The sequence below is a fragment of the Bartonella sp. AA78NXGY genome (assembly GCF_042197005.1).
GTDB lineage: Bacteria > Pseudomonadota > Alphaproteobacteria > Rhizobiales > Rhizobiaceae > Bartonella.
In genome coordinates this window covers 1-17,324 of record NZ_JBHIRI010000003.1, presented here as the reverse complement: position 1 = coordinate 17,324, position 17,324 = coordinate 1, and the positions used below count along the sequence as shown (strand labels likewise).

The 17,324-nt window shown below is 36.0% G+C and carries 20 protein-coding genes and 1 pseudogene; 19 read left to right on the top strand and 2 right to left on the bottom strand.

Annotation, left to right across the window (positions count from 1 at the left end; all coding sequences use genetic code 11):
* Positions 1-713 precede the first annotated feature (713 nt).
* Entirely contained in the window at positions 714-3,155 is a 2,442-nt protein-coding gene (locus tag ACFINL_RS02525; RefSeq protein ID WP_375649746.1) for a DNA translocase FtsK 4TM domain-containing protein, read from the bottom strand.
* A gap of 743 nt (positions 3,156-3,898) precedes the next feature.
* On the opposite strand from ACFINL_RS02525, the gene ACFINL_RS02520 reads away from it, so the two are divergent.
* The gene (locus ACFINL_RS02520) at positions 3,899-5,176 is read left to right on the top strand and encodes a ubiquinone biosynthesis hydroxylase (RefSeq protein ID WP_375649738.1); all 1,278 of its coding nucleotides are present in this window, start codon (positions 3,899-3,901) and stop codon (positions 5,174-5,176) included.
* Positions 5,177-6,748: 1,572 nt separating this feature from the next.
* On the opposite strand, the gene ACFINL_RS02515 is transcribed toward ACFINL_RS02520, so the two are convergent.
* A complete protein-coding gene (locus ACFINL_RS02515) occupies positions 6,749-7,036 on the bottom strand; it encodes an H-NS family nucleoid-associated regulatory protein (RefSeq protein WP_015857007.1) in 288 nt (95 codons plus the stop codon).
* 128 nt (positions 7,037-7,164) lie between these two features.
* Between ACFINL_RS02515 and ACFINL_RS02510 the strand changes: the two genes are divergently transcribed.
* From ACFINL_RS02510 to ACFINL_RS02425, 18 genes and pseudogenes are all read left to right on the top strand, one after another.
* Positions 7,165-7,779: a hypothetical protein gene (locus tag ACFINL_RS02510; protein WP_375649731.1), complete on the top strand. Its 615-nt coding sequence runs from the start codon at positions 7,165-7,167 to the stop codon at positions 7,777-7,779.
* On the top strand, positions 7,779-8,417 hold the full coding sequence (locus tag ACFINL_RS02505; protein ID WP_375649724.1) for a TrwN protein: 639 nt from the start codon (positions 7,779-7,781) through the stop codon (positions 8,415-8,417). The genes ACFINL_RS02510 and ACFINL_RS02505 overlap by 1 nt, the downstream gene beginning before the upstream one ends.
* 117 nt (positions 8,418-8,534) lie before the next feature.
* Positions 8,535-8,834 carry a KorA family transcriptional regulator gene (korA, locus tag ACFINL_RS02500; RefSeq protein ID WP_015857010.1) on the top strand — a complete coding sequence of 100 codons (300 nt, stop codon included), beginning with the start codon at positions 8,535-8,537 and terminating at the stop codon, positions 8,832-8,834.
* Positions 8,797-9,114, top strand: coding sequence for a VirB2 family type IV secretion system major pilin TrwL (gene trwL, locus ACFINL_RS02495; protein ID WP_375611702.1), 318 nt, complete (start codon positions 8,797-8,799; stop codon positions 9,112-9,114). Before korA ends, trwL (ACFINL_RS02495) begins: the two co-directional genes overlap by 38 nt.
* Before the next feature lie 144 nt (positions 9,115-9,258).
* Entirely contained in the window at positions 9,259-9,579 is a 321-nt protein-coding gene (trwL, locus tag ACFINL_RS02490; RefSeq protein WP_375649716.1) for a VirB2 family type IV secretion system major pilin TrwL, read from the top strand.
* A 135-nt stretch (positions 9,580-9,714) separates the two neighbouring features.
* Positions 9,715-10,032, top strand: a complete 318-nt coding sequence (gene trwL / locus ACFINL_RS02485; protein ID WP_375615008.1) for a VirB2 family type IV secretion system major pilin TrwL — start codon at positions 9,715-9,717, stop codon at positions 10,030-10,032.
* 76 nt (positions 10,033-10,108) lie between these two features.
* On the top strand, positions 10,109-10,420 hold the full coding sequence (gene trwL, locus ACFINL_RS02480) for a VirB2 family type IV secretion system major pilin TrwL (protein WP_375615007.1): 312 nt from the start codon (positions 10,109-10,111) through the stop codon (positions 10,418-10,420).
* A gap of 128 nt (positions 10,421-10,548) precedes the next feature.
* The gene (trwL, locus tag ACFINL_RS02475) at positions 10,549-10,866 is read left to right on the top strand and encodes a VirB2 family type IV secretion system major pilin TrwL (protein WP_375612572.1); all 318 of its coding nucleotides are present in this window, start codon (positions 10,549-10,551) and stop codon (positions 10,864-10,866) included.
* Between the two features lie 56 nt (positions 10,867-10,922).
* On the top strand, positions 10,923-11,240 hold the full coding sequence (trwL, locus tag ACFINL_RS02470) for a VirB2 family type IV secretion system major pilin TrwL (RefSeq protein ID WP_375649709.1): 318 nt from the start codon (positions 10,923-10,925) through the stop codon (positions 11,238-11,240).
* Positions 11,241-11,296: 56 nt separating this feature from the next.
* Entirely contained in the window at positions 11,297-11,620 is a 324-nt protein-coding gene (gene trwL, locus ACFINL_RS02465) for a VirB2 family type IV secretion system major pilin TrwL (RefSeq protein ID WP_375612569.1), read from the top strand.
* 127 nt (positions 11,621-11,747) lie between these two features.
* Positions 11,748-12,059 carry a VirB2 family type IV secretion system major pilin TrwL gene (gene trwL / locus ACFINL_RS02460; protein WP_375615004.1) on the top strand — a complete coding sequence of 104 codons (312 nt, stop codon included), beginning with the start codon at positions 11,748-11,750 and terminating at the stop codon, positions 12,057-12,059.
* 114 nt (positions 12,060-12,173) lie between these two features.
* Positions 12,174-12,488 (top strand): VirB2 family type IV secretion system major pilin TrwL, encoded by a 315-nt coding sequence (gene trwL / locus ACFINL_RS02455; RefSeq protein ID WP_375615003.1) that lies wholly within the window; start codon positions 12,174-12,176, stop codon positions 12,486-12,488.
* Positions 12,489-12,604: 116 nt separating this feature from the next.
* Entirely contained in the window at positions 12,605-12,925 is a 321-nt protein-coding gene (trwL, locus tag ACFINL_RS02450) for a VirB2 family type IV secretion system major pilin TrwL (RefSeq protein ID WP_375649704.1), read from the top strand.
* 125 nt (positions 12,926-13,050) lie between these two features.
* Positions 13,051-13,359 carry a conjugal transfer protein gene (locus tag ACFINL_RS02445; protein WP_375649698.1) on the top strand — a complete coding sequence of 103 codons (309 nt, stop codon included), beginning with the start codon at positions 13,051-13,053 and terminating at the stop codon, positions 13,357-13,359.
* A 12-nt stretch (positions 13,360-13,371) separates the two neighbouring features.
* Positions 13,372-13,680 (top strand): type IV secretion system protein VirB3, encoded by a 309-nt coding sequence (locus tag ACFINL_RS02440; protein WP_375610334.1) that lies wholly within the window; start codon positions 13,372-13,374, stop codon positions 13,678-13,680.
* Between the two features lie 2 nt (positions 13,681-13,682).
* Positions 13,683-16,154: a VirB4 family type IV secretion/conjugal transfer ATPase gene (locus ACFINL_RS02435; protein WP_375612563.1), complete on the top strand. Its 2,472-nt coding sequence runs from the start codon at positions 13,683-13,685 to the stop codon at positions 16,152-16,154.
* The gene (locus tag ACFINL_RS02430; protein WP_375649692.1) at positions 16,151-16,918 is read left to right on the top strand and encodes a type IV secretion system protein; all 768 of its coding nucleotides are present in this window, start codon (positions 16,151-16,153) and stop codon (positions 16,916-16,918) included. Before ACFINL_RS02435 ends, ACFINL_RS02430 begins: the two co-directional genes overlap by 4 nt.
* 188 nt (positions 16,919-17,106) lie before the next feature.
* Positions 17,107-17,324: pseudogene (locus tag ACFINL_RS02425) on the top strand (trwi protein); the annotation flags it as partial.

Below are 17,324 nucleotides of genomic sequence, written 5' to 3'. Positions count from 1 at the left end.
GCGTTTAAGTTTCCGAAATCATCAAATTTTCCTGCTTTTCTGCTGATTTTCTAAACGCATAATATATTCTTTCCCACCCCTAATCTATGAAGCAACATAAATTATAGTCAATACATAATGGATTAAGGACTAAACATATTACTCGCGAACCTGAAAGCTCTTTTAAGTGTCAAAAATGCTTTTTTGACTTCCTTCCCACCCAAAAGAATAAAAATCTTCATCCGAACCACTCTGTAAACAGTTTGGAGTTTAGCAAATTTCACTTAGCTTCCCACCCCATATAATTCATTTATATTAAGACTCGACAGATCAGCCTTGCCCTAAATATTTAGAACGCACTTAAAAAGACACTAAAATATCAAGTCTTACATGCTTTTACACCCCTATACTCGCAATAACATTATTTTATACCAAGATATTGATTTATAATAATTTATCTTTTTAACTTAAATCATAACGCCAAAGACAATAAGATTCTCTCATCACATACTCTCTCATATTGAATCAATTCAAATCATTTGCTTGCACGTTACAAACAAGGTTGGTGTATGGATAAAAGTTATATAAGATAAAGAATCCCCTTATAAGGAGTCTCAAGTACCAAAGAGCTATCGCAAATTGAGAGCTGGTATATGAAAATGCAGACTTTCTACGATACAATAGGATAAACACTTGTTTTACAAGGTATTATAAAAAACAACTATAAAGATTTTTCAAAAGCGCTCTTCTTCAGCAGGCACTAAAATTTCTCGTTTCCCTGCGTGATTTGCTGGACTAATAATACCTTCTTCTTCCATCCTCTCAATCAATGTCGCAGCGCGGTTATAACCAATGCCTAAACGGCGTTGAATATAAGAGGTCGAAGCCTTACGATCACGAAGCACAATAGCAACAGCTTGACTATAGGGATCATCTTCTGAAGGAGAAGACAAAGAAACATCAGCACCATCCTCTTCAACTTCTTGCGTAATTGTTTCTAAATAATCCGGTCGTGCTTGCGCTTTGAGATGCGCAACAACCTGCTCCACTTCATCATCCGCAACAAAAGGCCCATGCACACGCTGAATACGTCCTCCTCCCATCATAAAGAGCATATCTCCTTGTCCCAATAATTGCTCGGCCCCCTGTTCGCCTAAAATTGTTCGGCTATCAATTTTTGAACTCACAGAAAAAGAAATACGTGTAGGAAAATTGGCTTTGATCGTCCCAGTAATAACATCGACAGAAGGACGCTGTGTCGCCATAATTACATGGATACCGGCAGCACGTGCCATTTGTGCTAAACGTTGAACCGCTCCTTCAATATCTTTACCAGCAACCATCATCAAATCAGCCATTTCATCAATAATGACAACAATATAGGGCATAGGACTAAAATCAAGTGTTTCCGTTTCATAAAGAGGCTCACCAGTCTCGCGATCAAATCCAACTTGAATTGTCCGCACCATTGTCTCTCCCTGACTTGCAGCTTCCCTAAGACGTGCATTAAACCCATCAATATTACGAACGCCTAGTTTTGACATTTTACTATAGCGTTCTTCCATTTCACGAACAGCCCACTTTAAAGCAATCACGGCTTTTTTAGGATCTGTCACCACGGGTGTTAATAAATGGGGAATGCCATCATAAACCGAAAGCTCAAGCATTTTCGGGTCCACCATAATGAGACGACATTGTTCAGGTGTCATACGATAAAGCAATGATAAAATCATTGTATTGATAGCAACAGACTTTCCCGATCCTGTTGTACCAGCAACCAAAAGATGGGGCATTTTTGCTAAATCTGCAACAACAGCTTCCCCCCCGATTGTCTTACCCAAAGCAAGTCCTAGCTTTGCTTTGCTGTCAATAAATTCTTGCGCCTGCAACATTTCTCGTAAATAAACCATCTCACGCTTTGCATTGGGCAATTCTATTCCAATAACATTACGTCCTGGAACCACCGCAACACGCGCCGAAATCGCACGCATCGAGCGTGCAATATCATCTGCCAAACCAATGATACGGGAAGACTTAATGCCTGCAGCCGGTTCAAATTCATACAAAGTTACCACCGGTCCAGGACAAGCATCTATAATTTTGCCTTTGACCCCAAAATCTAACAAAACCCCTTCAAGCTCCTGAGAATTTGCTCTTAAAACAGCAGGAGAAAGTTTTGCATCCTTAACAGACGGTGGTGGAACCGAAAGATAATCTACAAGAGGAAGAACAAAACCACCCTTTGAAGAAGCTGTTAAAGACTTTCGATTTTTAACAGGAGAAACATAGGCTTTATTTTGATTTTCCTCACACTTTACTTTTTCACCTAAAAAAGTTGGCTCAATCCGATCAAATGGCTTTCCTTGCCCTTTACTCTGAAAACGCCTTTTGAAACAGAATAAACGAAAAAAACGCGCTTGTAAAAAATAAAAAAGATGCAAAAGAGCGCCACAAGTTGTCGCAAAAAAACCATGATTTTCACGATCCTCCTCTGCGGCATATTCCGTATCTTCTTCCAACTCAAAGACTGGATTAACGATTTCGTCTTTTGGAATGCTTTTTTCTTTTCTTTTCTTTGTTCGACGCCGCCATATCACATTACCAGCAAAAGCAGCGGTGAAAAAACCTAAAAGAATAAAAACAACACTGAAAAACACCGTGTAAGGAGGAGAAAGAAAAAGAGGAAAGACTGAAGAAGCAACACTTAAAACTTTATCTCCTAAAACCCCTCCCAATCCCATTGGCAATGGCCAATAAGTAAAAGAAGCAACAGGTGACATAAGGGCAAAAGCAATTAAAAAACAAATCGTTGATAGCACCCATAAAAAAAAGCGCAAAGTCAAATTGTAGATATTCTTTTGCGCCAACAAGAGAAAAGACCAAAATAACGGTGGCAACAAAACAGAAAGACTTGCCAAGCCAAAAAACTGCATAATAAAATCTGAAAAAATTGCCCCCATCCACCCCATAAGGTTTGTAACCTCATTTGTACTTGCATGGGTTAAAGATGGATCCGCAACATTCCACGTCGCCAAAGCAAACACACAAAAAATAATAAAGCCCAAAAGCCCGAGCCCAATAAATACTCCTATCTGACGTAAAAACATCTCAATAAGACGCGAACCTTGAGAATTTCGCACTTCTAATGAATCATAAGGAGAAGAACTTCGGTGCATCTATCAATTCCAAATACAAAAATTTTATATTTTAAAGAGTTATAACTCCCTCTCTCTCTTAAAAAAGGATGAAGCTTAAACTCTGTACCAATTTGTAAACAAATAGCCTGTAAACAATCCGACTTCTTATCTAGCGCGTTCTACCTTCTAACCACTTCATATCATTCATATACCACCACCCTAAGAGATAATCCTTCATAAGGCGCACAAAAAGCTCTCCCTGAATATTTATCACACGATCAACCAAAAAACACCTTATGTGTAAAGTGTTACATGGGTGCTATAGGCACCTTCTTAAACAAATAATATTTTTTACGCTACATCATGATAACGGCGAAATATGAATACTGTTTTAACCATCACGAATGACCACAATTTTTTATCTATTTTTATCTATCATACTAACGAAATGGCCCCCTTCAGGACAAGCATACTGAAGTAACTCACACAACTTAAAAAATACACGACCATCTTTGTTTATTTTTAGTTTTCTTTTTTATCAACCAAGTGTAAAAAGAATTGGAGAAGATATTTAAAAAAGCTTATCCGATAAATCTGTAAGATGAATCACATAAATGATTAAGCAGAAAAACTCTGAAAAACCAATCTGTCATCAGATTGGCGCTAAAAAGAAACCTCGTTTTTGTGAAGCAGAGAGAAAAGTAAAGGTTAAGATATTTTAAGCAATGTAAAAAGATATTCTTTTTAAAAGAAAGCAAACTATAAACAATGGAAGAAGTATTGTGTGTTCTAATCGCAATAAAAACGTACAACCCAATAAAAAAATTAAATCTCATAAAACTAAACAATGTGATCTGCTCATTGCAGGGGGGGCAGCTGTCGGTTTAACCCTAGCGATAGCACTCAAGCAAACAGCCCCTAATCTGAAAATAAAAATCGTTGATGCTGCTCCACAAGGAGATACCCCTGCTTCTAACATACGAACCATTGCCCTTGCTGCTGCTTCTATTCGTATGTTAAAACAATTACAATGTTGGGAATCTATAAAACCCTATGCGCAACCCATTCATTCAATGATCATCACAGATACAAGCACAAATGATCCTGTCAAACCCACTCTTTTAACCTTTGAAGGCGACATTAATCTCGGCGAGCCCTTTGCTGCTATGGTAGAGCATAGAGAACTCATCAACACTTTAAAAAAACGTGTCAAAGATCTCAATATCCCTGTTATTACAAACACCCGTGTCATTGATTTTCATCAAGAAGACCAACATACAACCGTCACTTTAAATAATGAAGAGGTTTGGCAAACAAAATTGCTTATTGCAGCTGACGGAGCCCATTCGAAATTACGCCAAAAAGCAGATCTTAAAAACTTTTCTCATCCCTATAAACAAACAGCAATCATCTGCACAGTTGAACATGAAAAAACCCATAATGGTCAAGCAATTCAACATTTTTTACCTGCCGGTCCTTTTGCTCTTCTCCCTCTCAAAGGCAACCGATCCGCCATTGTGTGGAATGAAGATCATAAAACTGCGCAATATTATCTCAAAGCTGATGCACTTATTTTTGAAACAGAACTCGAAAGACGCATTGGCCATCGATTAGGCAAACTCTCTTGGGATGGCGAACGTCAAGCTTTTCCTTTGAGTCTTTCTTTAACACGTCAATGCGTTAAACCACGTTTTGCTCTCGTTGGCGATGCCGCCCATACCATCCACCCCATTGCAGGACAAGGACTCAATTTAGGATTACGCGATAGCGCTGCGCTGGCTGAAGTGATTATTGAAACAGCACGACTAGGTCTTGACATTGGCTCCCTCACGGCTTTAGAGCGCTATCAAAGCTGGAGACGTTTTGAAATTGTCCGTATGGCTTTAAGCAATGATTGGCTTAATAAACTCTTTTCTAATGATAGCCTTCTTTTACGGATGCTCCGCGGTACCGGACTTGGAATCATTAATCAAGCACCAAAAATAAAAAAATACTTCATTCAAGAAGCTGCCGGACTCTCTCCAAATGCCCCACGTCTTCTACACGGCTTCCCACTTTAAGAAAAAATTCATACTATTTTACAACCTTTCCCTTCCTCCTTCAAAGAACAAAAAATTCCTATCTCATCCAATCTGTTTACAAACCGGATTCCTGTCGAGTAATTTTTTCTTGACTTCCTCCTCCCATATTTCACTTAACATAAAACTCGACAAGCAAGCTACATTATGAGAGTATTCACTACGCACTGAAAAAAACGTTTAATATCTCAAAGAGGTTGTTGCTTTATATCACCACACCTTAAAAGAAGCCATTTCACGGCATAATAAAATAAACAAGACTTTTTAGCACACAACACTTTTATTTATAATAATAAGTTCATTGTTCTCATATTGAGTGAGAAATCTAAAGATCATAAAATACCCTTATTTCAAATCTCTCTCATGTTGAAGCAATCAAAATCATTCGCTTGCACATCACAAGCGAAAGTGTCGTATAAATAAAACAATTAAACAAAGCGACAAAAGCCTCCCTCTCTCAAGAACTAAGGACTTTAGCAATATTGGAGGCGAGTAAAGTGTATAAGGACGCCGGCTTATACTTTTTATTGAAGTAAAAATGGTGGTGTACAATGAATTTTATATGATCATAGGGGCTTTTACGTTATACTATTCATGAGAAGCGCCATAAAATAAGCTTAGTTGCATTGAAAAATTCTCTTTTAAAAAAGCGCGTAAATTGGAAACATAAATGTATTCCGTTTGGGGCATTCTGCTTCTCAGACAAACTCTTTAACTTATTGTGGAATACCACACAATTTTAGAAAAAATATTCCGATATATAACAAAGTGTTCCGCACTCTATACCATCACACACAATTGTAAACCTGCATCCCCCCCTATTTCACACCATAAAAGAAGATAAACCGCAATAGAAATGATCCAATCCTTTTATTTTCAAATACACTCTTTATTCATTATTCATAAACGCTCATAAATGAATTTTAATCACAAACGCTCAGAAATATGTCATAAATTCTATAAAACCCATAACAGCCATAGAAATTTTCCATTTTTCTACACACTCACTCATCTCAACTAAACGAACGATAAATAAAGTAAATGCCTCATATATAATCTTACAGAAAAAAGACCAAACAAAATCTATAACATCAGGCTTGTTCTACAGAACAGTATTTCAAAAATATAAGTATGCTAATTTATTAACATATTAATTGATAAAATTATCATTTTACATATTGAGTTAAAATCCCTATGCAATAAATTATTCTCATTTCGACCATTTTTGTAAATAATCAATAAAACTCTTTATTTACATAGACTAAAAAGAGCAACGTTAATGAAACGATAAAAAGAAGTAAAATACCCCCCTCTCTCAAATGCCAAAAGCAATTACAATATTTCAACCTAGCATCATCATTATGCTTGCCAGATTATGACAACAAGACCTTTTGCATTTAAATAAATTGTTCACGCTCCCTATTGTTGTATTTGGTAACTCAATACTTTAATATATTTGTTCAGTATGTTTATACAATCAAATTACCCAAAAGAGCATACTTCTTGCATTTACATTCCTTAGTATTCCCTTATCTTGTAAATATCGCACACGTGTTACGTTACTTCGAGTTCATCAAGTGTATACCCATTCTCCAACCACTCTTTAATCCACTTAGGTCTACGTCCACGCCCATTCCATAATTCCCATTGGTTATTGGGATTTCTATAATGGCGCTCTTTGCTCACAAGATCAGCGATATCAATTCCATGGGCATTAGCAATTTCAAGAATTTTTCGTCGCGCATTTTGCTTTTCCTTTGCTTGCCGTTTTTTTAATTCCACATCGATTTGTGTACGCATCTCTTGTAGCTCATCAAAATTCATATTCTTGAGATCATTCACCTTAATTACTCCCCTTGCAAAAAAGAATTTCTTTTTGCCATATTTTAAACACAATTATAGACAATTTCTGTCCATTTATTATCGAAATTAAAATTACGATACATATATCACTTTGACGGAGATGTGCTTTGAGCCACAAAGAACTGTTTATTGGTATATCAACTACCACCACTGCATCTTTTTTCAGTTCAATTACTGGAACTACTAAATGCAGTGCTCAAACACCATCACACCTCTCTGACTCTCATGAATCAGTAGTCAAAAGTAAATATAAATCGTCACTCTATAAATTATGGCAATACGCAACAAAGAACAAGCCCTCTCTGTATAATGATAGTGTAGTTCATTATAACAGTAAAACCTCCCCTTACACACAACGGCTTTTTACTTCGTATAAATTTTTTTTGAAAAGATTTTTGCAACTAGAGAATTATATAAAACAAGCAGCTTCAATACAGTATCAAAGATTATTATTTTTTAAAAGCAGCGCCTTTTTTCGTGATTCCAATAATATTGGTTGGCGTAATGTGCTCTGTTTTATTCAACACTTTTATCTCGTTGGTTGGATATTCGCATATATTAGAAATCTTCTTAGAAGAGAACAAAGCAATAATCACAAGGAATATTCTAAGCTAAACAATCTCATTCTGCAAATTTATAAAATCAAAAGACAACGAGAAAAAGCACCACAAAGAATTAGCATTTTTATTAATAAAATTCTTCGTAATAAGGTGTATTGCTAATGATTGTTCCAGATTTCACATTTTTTGCTGCTGCATACATATCCAATACGCCCCCCATAGCATTTTCAGTTATCGCCAAACAAGAAGCGCGGGACAATGTCTATGTAACAGATGATAAAGATAACTTGTTCTATCAATCATCTCAGCTTAAGGAAACAATCGCAACAGCTGAACAGTTTAAACAGAATAAACATAATTTTAACATAATTTTAGGGCAAATTGATGTTGGAAATGTGAAATTGTTTTCTCTTTTTGATGCATTTGATTTTTGCAGAAATCTTACAGCTGCACAAAGCGCTTTAACTTACTGCTATGAACAAACAACATCAAAGTGCGTCTTTGAAAAAGCGACTTTGCAGTCTGTGCTGAATTTTTACAATACAGAAAACTCAAGCCACACCCGTATGCAAAAAATTACTTCATATGTTGGAGTAAAAGCTGCTGTACGAGGAAATGAAGACTTGCAGGAGCCTGTAAAGCTTAAAAAAGAAGAACCAGAACAGACAACTAAAGTAGATTCTCTTTCTCTCTCTTCAAAAGGAGAAGAAGATGCATTTACACATAAAGAAAGTAGCGCCCGCGATGCTTTTTCAGCTGAAGATTTTTCTTCATCGAGAAGATCGCAGAGTGAGGACTGATATTTTCACGAAACTCCAGAAATTTGATAGGATATTATAATGAAAGGTAGATAAGAAAATGTTAAAGCTCTAATTAGTAAGATTGAACAAAATCTCTTCTAATTGAGGGCAAAGATAATGAAAATGATAGAACAAAACAGCGTTGATATAGCATTTAGTCAAAAAGCAGCACGTGAGATTACAGTCGTGATGCTTTCAGAAAGGGAATGGTATTTCACGTTTATTTCCGATGATCCAATCACCGGAAAGCCAAATAAATATACGTTACTTACACAAAGAGGAAAACTAAGAACTTGGGCTGATCCAAAATATCTCTTTAAGTTTCTTCATGAACGAGGGGTCATTTGTGGGAGTTTTAATCTTAATCAGGATAAAGAACATGAAACAATTAAATATTCTTCACACAACAGCTCGTAATAAAATTGCTGCATTGTCTGCAGCTTTAACTGTATTTTTTATGACCAATTCCACATATGCCCAAGCAGCGGGTTTAGATCCTGCAAAAAAGGCTTTAGAGGGACTCCAAACAGATTTAAAAACGATTATCCCTATCGCTGCTGCAGTTATACTTTTATGCTTAGCAATTGGTTATGCAGGACGCTACATCGGAAAAGACACATTTGTACGGTGGGCAATCGGTGTCGTTATCGCGGGTTCAGCAGCTGAACTAGCAAATTTATTATTTAAGCCTACCTGATAAATCCATTAAACACGAAGTATTTCTTTCATGAAAAAAGAATTTTAGACTTTAATACTTTTATCCCACATCAATTCAATGAAATTATCCCTATTTCATGGAAAAACTACTTGCGCCAAATACAATTTTATAAGGTTGAACGATATGAAAAAATTAATCAATTTTCAATTGAACGATAATAACAAAATTACAGCAACCTCTGCAGTTTTAACTGTATTTTTTATGAACAATCCCGTATGGGCTCAAGCAGCACAAGGTTTGAAAAACGCAGATACAGCTTTAAACGCGCTCCAAAAAGACTTGAAAGAAATTATTCCTATCGCTGCAGCCGTGATACTTTTGTGCTTAGCAATTGCTTATGCAGGGCGCTATATCGGAAGAGATACATTTGTACGATGGGCAATTGGTGTCGTTATCGCTGGTTCAGCAACTGAACTTGCTGGTTTATTATTTAAACCTAACTGATAAATCTTATTAAACACTAAGTGTGTCTATTATAAAAAGAAACTTAGATTTCTGTATTTTTATTTAGTGAAATAACAAACTATATCAAAAAAGAACTTATTTATACCAACTGTAATCTAAATTGGAATAAACAATATGAAACAATTAAAAACTCTTCAAACAATAATTTGGAATAAAGCTACTAAAACCTTTGCAGCTTTAACTGTATTTTTCATGTCCAATCCTGTTTTAGCCCAAGCAGTAGTTCTACAACCTGCAAATAACGCTTTAACTGCACTCCAAACAGACTTAAAAACGCTTATCCCTATTGCTGCTGCCGTTATACTTTTATGTTTAGCAATTGGTTATGCAGGGCGTTACATCGGAAAAGATACATTTGTAAGATGGGGGATCGGAGTCGTTATCGCGGGTTCAGCAGCTGAACTTGCAAATATGTTATTCAAAAGCGCGTAATAAAAATGACTATTAAAGTCATGCTGTGTAAAATATCTTTTTATCCTAAAACGAAATCTAAATTGAGATAAACAATATGAAACAATCAAAAGTTCTTCAAACAATAATTCGGAATAAAGCGACTAAAACCTCTGCAGCTTTAACTGTATTTTTCATGTCCAATCCTGTGTACGCTCAACAATTAACAACTGCAAAAGGTGCTTTAGAAAAACTCCGTGATGACTTAAAGTTGCTTATCCCTCTCGCTGCTGCTGTTATACTATTATGCTTAGCAATTGGTTATGCAGGACGCTACATCGGAAAAGACACATTTGTACGGTGGGCAATTGGTGTCGTTATCGCGGGTTCAGCAGCTGAACTTGCTGGTTTATTATTTAAACCTAACTGATAAATCTTTTGGAATAAGAAATATTTTTTGTAAAAGAAACTTTGGATTTCAATGCTTTCATTATACATCAATGAAATTGTTTCTTATTTCGTAGAAAAAATATTTATGATAAATCAATGAAGCTAAATATGAGAAAATTAACTAATTTCCAGAAAAATAATAATGAAATTATAACAATTTCTGCTGCTTTAACTGTACTTTTTATTAGCAATCCTGCATATGCAGTGCAATTAAAAAATGCAAAAAAAGCTCTAGACACTTTGCAAGATGATCTTGTTAAAAATATTATTCCTATTGCTGCTGCTGTTATACTTTTATGCCTAGCCATTCTCTATGCAGGGCGTTACATCGAAAAGGATACATTTATACGATGGGCAATCGGCGTTGTCATCGCTGGCTCAGCAACCCAGCTTGCTCAACTGTTATTCAAAGGTGCAGTTAGTTAAAATTAAAGATGACAACTATAATACAAAATGTTATTTAAAGTCTTAATGAGAGAAATATGCGAAAATTAATTAACCTCCAGCCAAAAAGTAACAACAAAGTTGCAGCAATTTCTGCTGCTGTAACTATATTTTTTATGAGAAATCCTGCATGTGCAGCAATAGAACCTGCAAACAAAGCTTTAACAGCTCTACAAACAGATCTTACTACTAATATTATTCCTGTTGCTGCTGCTGTTATACTTTTATGCCTAGCCATTCTCTATGCAGGGCGTTACATCGAAAAGGATACATTTATACGATGGGCAATCGGCGTTGTCATCGCTGGCTCAGCAACCCAGCTTGCTCAACTGTTATTCAAAGGTGCAGTTAGTTAAAATTAAAGATGACAACTATAATACAAAATGTTATTTAAAGTCTTAATGAGAGAAATATGCGAAAATTAATTAGTTTCCAATCAAAGAACAATAACAAAATTATTACACTTTCTACGGCTATAACTGTATTTTTTATAACACATCCCGTATGGGCCCAAGTACAAGGTTTAGCTCCTGCAAAAACAGCTTTAGAAGAACTCCAAAAAGATCTTAATGCTAATATTATTCCTGTCGCTGCTGCTGTTATACTTTTATGCTTAGCAATTGGTTACGCAGGCCGCTACATAGAAAAGGATACATTTGTACGCTGGGCGATTGGCGTTGTCATCGCTGGCTCAGCAACCCAACTTGCGAGCCTGTTATTCAAGGGGCAAGCGTAAGTCTATATAACGCATAATATTTTTATCATAAGGTTTTATATCTAATTATTATACACATATGAGAATCTCATATATTTTATAATAATAAATACAAAGTATTAATAAGAGCATTAATTAAGAGTAAAATATGAAAAAATTAATTGATTTCCGATTAAAAAATAACAACAGAATCACAGCAATTTCTTTGGCTATAAGTGTATTTTTTATAGTACATCCTGCGTATGCAAAACTAAAAGCTGAAGATGCTTTAAAAACTCTGCAAACAGATCTTACTACTAATATTATTCCTGTTGCTGCTGCCGTTATTCTTTTATGCTTAGCAATTGGTTATGCTGGACGCTACATCGGAAAAGATACATTTGTACGGTGGGCGATTGGCGTTGTCGTCGCTGGCTCAGCAACCCAACTTGCGAGCCTGTTATTCAAGGGGCAGGTGTGAGTCTTTATAATACATAATGTTTATAATGTGAGAGTTTATGTTTGATAAATTTAAACATATTATGTGATATTTCGTTTATATTCAGAATATACAAAGTATTGATAAGAGTAAAATATGAAAAAATTAATTAATCTCAAATTAAAAAATAATAACAAAATTATCGTAATTTCTGCAGCTCTAAGTGCCTTTTTTATAATGAATCCTGCATATGCAAATGTAAAATTAGATCCTGCAAAAAAGGCGTTAGATGCACTCCAAAATGACTTAAAAACGATTATCCCTCTCGCCGCTGCTGTTATACTTTTGTGTTTAGCAATTGCTTATGCAGGGCGCTACATTGGAAAAGATACGTTTGTACGATGGGCGATCGGCGTTGTCATCGCTGGCTCAGCAACACAGCTTTCTACACTGTTATTTACAGGTAACTAATGAACTGATATAATCCATAATGTTTTTAAATTAAGAGTTTATATTTTCTAATTGTAATATATAAAGATAGTAATTTGTTTATTTTAAAAAATATAAAATATTCATGAAAGTAAGATATGCGAAACTTAATTAATGTCCAAACACAAAATAACAACAGAATCATAGTAATTTCTGCAGCTATAATTGCATTTTTTATAACACAGTCTGCATATGCAAATGCAAAATTAGCTCCTGCTGAAAAAGCTTTAAGTGCTCTAAAAACAGATCTTATTAATCACATTATTCCTGTTGCTGCTGCCGTGATACTTTTGTGCTTAGCAATTGGTTACGCAGGCCGCTACATAGGAAAAGATACGTTTGTACGGTGGGCAATCGGCGTTGTCATTGCTGGCTCGGCAACCCAACTTGCTAAATTGCTATTTACAGGTCAAGCATAAATTAGTATAATACGTAATGTTTTTAATGTTCGTTGATTATAGATTTTTACCAGTAATAATATCGCTCACACTACGAAAAAAGGAATATTATTTATAGCAACTTTAATTAAAAGGGGATAAAAGATATGAAACAGTTAAATACACTTCAATCAAAAATATGTAAGATTAGTGATATTTTTATAACTTTTATTATGTTATTAATAACTCAATCTGCATATGCTCAGACGGAAACAAAGAGTCTAGATGTTTTCATAGGGATGCAATATGGATTAAGTATAATTATTCCTATCGTTGCTGCTATCATGCTTTTATTACTTTTGCTTATTTATATATTTCGCATTATCGCAAAAGCTACATTTATGCGATGGGCATTCAGTGTCATTATTGCTGGTGCAGCTTTTTATATCAGCCACATATTATTTCACCTCCAGTGACGAGAACATTTCATGAAATCGCAAGAAAAAAAAGAATTCCCCCTATTCAAGGGAGCAACACGTGTTCCAACGATATGGGGTGTCCCCATGATGCCATTTATCATTATGGTTATGGGGGTTGCTGTTATTGCTATGACAGTAAGTATCTTTTTGTGGATTATAGCACCTCCATTATGGTTTATTATGGTGCAAATTACTAAAAACGATGATAAGGCGTTTCGTATCTGGTGGTTATGGATCGATACTAAATTTCGCAATCGCAACAAAAGTTTTTGGGGCGCATCAAGTTATAGTCCCTCTGATTATAGTAAAAGGAGATAAACATGACAGCTGTTGAAAGCAGCAAACGCCTTGCATCAGAGGCACCTGTAAGCCTGTTTCTGCCTTATTCACATCATATTACAGATACGATTATTTCTACTAAAAATGCGGAATATTTGTCAATTTGGAAAATTGACGGGCGTTCGCATCAAAGCGCTTCAGAAGAAGATATTTTTCAATGGATAAAAGAGCTTAACAATACTCTACGGGGGCTTGCATCGGCCAATTTATCATTTTGGGCACATATTGTGCGCCGCCGTGTTTATGAATATCCTGATTCAACATTTGATCAAATGTTTTGCTATCAGCTTGATGAAAAATATCGACAAAGCTTTACTGGTTATAATTTGATGGTCAATGATTTATATCTGACTGTCATTTTTCAACCGATAGCGGATAAAATTATGTCGTTCTTTTCTAAGCATGAACGTGAAACGCTTGATCAAAAAAAGATGCGACAAGACACATGTATAAAAGAACTCAATGACATCAATCGTACTTTAGGTCAATCTTTAAACCGTTACGGTGCAGAACTTCTTGGTGCTTATGAAAAAAATGGGCATGCTTATTCTTCTGCACTTGAATTCCTTGGAATGCTTGTCAATGGTGAATATCGCCCTATGCCAATTTGCCATGACCGTTTTGCTGACTATATGTCTGTCAATCGACCTTTTTTCTCAAAATGGGGCGCTCTTGGTGAACTGCGAACAACCAGTGGAATGCGTCGATTTGGAATGCTGGAAATTAAAGAATATGATGCAACAACCAAACCAGGACAATTGAATGTTTTGTTGGAAAGTGACTTCGAGTTCGTATTGACGCAGAGCTTTTCAGTTCTCTCCCGACATGCTGCTAAAGATTATTTACAACGGCATCAGCGTAATCTGATTGATGCACGAGATGTGGCAACGAGCCAAATTGAACAAATTGACGAAGCACTAAACCAGCTTATCAGTGGGCATTTTGTCATGGGAGAACATCACTGCACATTGACGATCTATGGTGATACAATTCAACAAGTTCGCGACCATATGGCCAAAGCAAGTGCAGCATTACTAGACGTTGCGGTACTGCCCAAACCTGTAGACTTAGCAATAGAGGCTGGCTATTGGGCACAACTTCCTGGCAATTGGAAATGGAGACCGCGTCCTGCTCCGATTACATCATTGAACTTTTTATCATTTTCATCTTTTCATAATTTTATGTCAGGAAAACCCACTGGTAACCCATGGGGTCCAGCCGTCACAATTCTTAAAACAACCAGTAAAACACCGCTTTATTTCAACTTTCATGCCTCCAAACTTGAAGAGGACTCGACAGATAAACGTTTACTTGGTAATACCGCGCTTATCGGACAATCTGGTTCGGGTAAAACCGTGTTACTCGGCTTTTTGTTAGCACAAGCACAAAAATTTAAGCCGACAACTGTTGTTTTTGATAAAGATCGTGGCATGGAAATTGCCATTCGAGCGATGGGTGGAAAATATTTAACATTCAAGCCAGGCAGAAAAAGTGGTTTCAATCCTTTCCAACTCCCACCCACACAAGAAAATCTTATTTTTCTGAAACAATTTGTTAAAAAATTGGCAGAAGCTGGTGGTGAGGTCACGCATCACGACGAGGAAGAAATTAACAAAGCGGTTATGTCTGTTATGAGCAGTAACATTGACCAATCACTCCGTCGTTTGTCCTTTCTAGTACAATTTTTACCAAATCCACGTTTAAGTGATTATAATGCTCACCCATCTGTTCATGCTCGCTTACTAAAATGGTGTGAAGGTGGTGATTATGGGTGGTTGTTTGATAATCCCCATGATGCTCTTGATCTCTCAACACATCAAATTTACGGCTTTGATATCACGGAGTTCTTAGATAATTTTGAAACTCGCACTCCAGTGATGATGTATTTGCTTTACCGCACAGAAGGCATGATTAGCGGACAGCGATTTATGTATATCTTTGACGAGTTTTGGAAGCCTTTGCAAGATCCGTACTTTGAAGATTTAGCGAAAAATAAACAAAAGACTATCCGTAAACAAAATGGTATTTTTGTTTATGCAACACAAGAGCCTAGCGATGCCTTGGAAAGTAATATTGCCAAAACACTCATTCAACAGTGTGCAACTTACATTTTTCTAGCCAATCCCAAAGCAAATTATGAAGATTATACAAAAGGCTTTAAACTAACAGATGCCGAATTTGAACTCGTTAAAGGACTTGGTGAGTTTAGTCGCCAATTCCTCATTAAGCAAGGTGATCAATCTGCGCTTGCAGAACTGAATCTTGGTAAATTCCACCTGACACGCGATGGAAAAGCCATCGAACACGACTTTAGTGACGAGCTCTTGGTGTTATCAGGTACACCTGATAACGCAGAGTTAGCCGAAAGCATTATCGCAGAAGTTGGTGATGATCCAGCAATATGGTTGCCAATTTTCTTACAGCACGCAAAAAATGACAGGAGGGAAACATGAAAAAAAAGGTCATTTCAGTAGTAGTTGTAATAACTTTAGGGATTTCAAACCCAGCGATGGCTTGGGTTTGGGGCGCTGGAGCGGCGGATTTGGGAGCATCAGTCCCAACGACGTGGCCCAATTTTTTTGGGAAATCATCTTCAAATAGATCAAAGTCTAAAAAAACTCCACAGCAAAAGAAAGCGCCATCTGATGCCCAACTTCTCGATATGCTAAAAAAACACCTTGAGGAAGTAAAAAAGATACACGAGTCTATAACGGGAAGCCAAAAATTCAATACTAAAAAACTTAAAAATGTACAAACAGATCACAGTAGCTTTTTTCTCAAAAATCCAGAGAATCTCTACAATAGAAATAAACCTTCTGCTCTATCTAAATCACTTGAAAATATTTTAAAAGAAGAAGAAATTCCTGTCACTATCCATGAATCTAGCAGTTTTATCAACAAGCGCATCCAATATGCAGCCATCACTGATAAAGCCGTAAGTTTAAAAACTTTTCAAGAAGCAAACAATCGTTTTCAGCAAATTGAAGAACTATTAAAAGAAATCACGACAACAAAAGATCTAAAAAGTATTGCCGAGTTACAAGCACATATAATTGGAATGCTTGCTATGCTACAAAATGAAACAGCAAAACTACAAATGGTTACACATTTACGCAATGCTGAACATACACTTATCAAACAACAGAAAGATAAGCATAACATAAAAATTTTGAATAGTAAAAACACGAAAATGCCTACCATAAGATTTATTAGGTAAAGCTTTTATAATAACATTTTGTATATTATTTCCCTGTATGCTCGTAAAAAGAAAACGTTAATGCGTAATACTCAATTCTCTCTCATAGATCGAAAAGGTCTACGAAGTTTCATTTTATCCTTAAAAAGTTCAACGAAAAATGCTTAAAAATCATATAAAAAGTTGAAAATTCGTTAAAGAGGAATTCCATGAACTTTACAGTTTTCACGCAACTTTTCAATAAAATTGATCAGATAACAAAAACATATGTCACGGATGTTTCCTCAAAAGCAATTGTTACAATTACACCCTTCGTTTCAATTGGAATCACTATCGCTTTCATCATCTACGGATGGCTTATCATCCGTGGCGCTATAGATATGCCACTTTCCGGATTCGTAAACCGTTTCCTGCGGATAAGTATTAT

Bases quoted from the DNA above. Each gene is read 5' to 3' on its own strand.
- ACFINL_RS02525 (WP_375649746.1), bottom strand. From the start codon at position 3,155: ATGCACCGAAGTTCTTCTCCTTATGATTCATTAGAAGTGCGAAATTCT.
- ACFINL_RS02505 (WP_375649724.1), top strand. From the start codon at position 7,779: ATGATTGTTCCAGATTTCACATTTTTTGCTGCTGCATACATATCCAAT.
- korA (WP_015857010.1), top strand. From the start codon at position 8,535: ATGAAAATGATAGAACAAAACAGCGTTGATATAGCATTTAGTCAAAAA.
- trwL (WP_375611702.1), top strand. From the start codon at position 8,797: ATGAAACAATTAAATATTCTTCACACAACAGCTCGTAATAAAATTGCT.
- trwL (WP_375649716.1), top strand. From the start codon at position 9,259: ATGAAAAAATTAATCAATTTTCAATTGAACGATAATAACAAAATTACA.
- trwL (WP_375615008.1), top strand. From the start codon at position 9,715: ATGAAACAATTAAAAACTCTTCAAACAATAATTTGGAATAAAGCTACT.
- trwL (WP_375615007.1), top strand. From the start codon at position 10,109: ATGAAACAATCAAAAGTTCTTCAAACAATAATTCGGAATAAAGCGACT.
- trwL (WP_375612572.1), top strand. From the start codon at position 10,549: ATGAGAAAATTAACTAATTTCCAGAAAAATAATAATGAAATTATAACA.
- trwL (WP_375649709.1), top strand. From the start codon at position 10,923: ATGCGAAAATTAATTAACCTCCAGCCAAAAAGTAACAACAAAGTTGCA.
- trwL (WP_375612569.1), top strand. From the start codon at position 11,297: ATGCGAAAATTAATTAGTTTCCAATCAAAGAACAATAACAAAATTATT.
- trwL (WP_375615004.1), top strand. From the start codon at position 11,748: ATGAAAAAATTAATTGATTTCCGATTAAAAAATAACAACAGAATCACA.
- trwL (WP_375615003.1), top strand. From the start codon at position 12,174: ATGAAAAAATTAATTAATCTCAAATTAAAAAATAATAACAAAATTATC.
- trwL (WP_375649704.1), top strand. From the start codon at position 12,605: ATGCGAAACTTAATTAATGTCCAAACACAAAATAACAACAGAATCATA.
- ACFINL_RS02445 (WP_375649698.1), top strand. From the start codon at position 13,051: ATGAAACAGTTAAATACACTTCAATCAAAAATATGTAAGATTAGTGAT.
- ACFINL_RS02440 (WP_375610334.1), top strand. From the start codon at position 13,372: ATGAAATCGCAAGAAAAAAAAGAATTCCCCCTATTCAAGGGAGCAACA.
- ACFINL_RS02435 (WP_375612563.1), top strand. From the start codon at position 13,683: ATGACAGCTGTTGAAAGCAGCAAACGCCTTGCATCAGAGGCACCTGTA.
- ACFINL_RS02430 (WP_375649692.1), top strand. From the start codon at position 16,151: ATGAAAAAAAAGGTCATTTCAGTAGTAGTTGTAATAACTTTAGGGATT.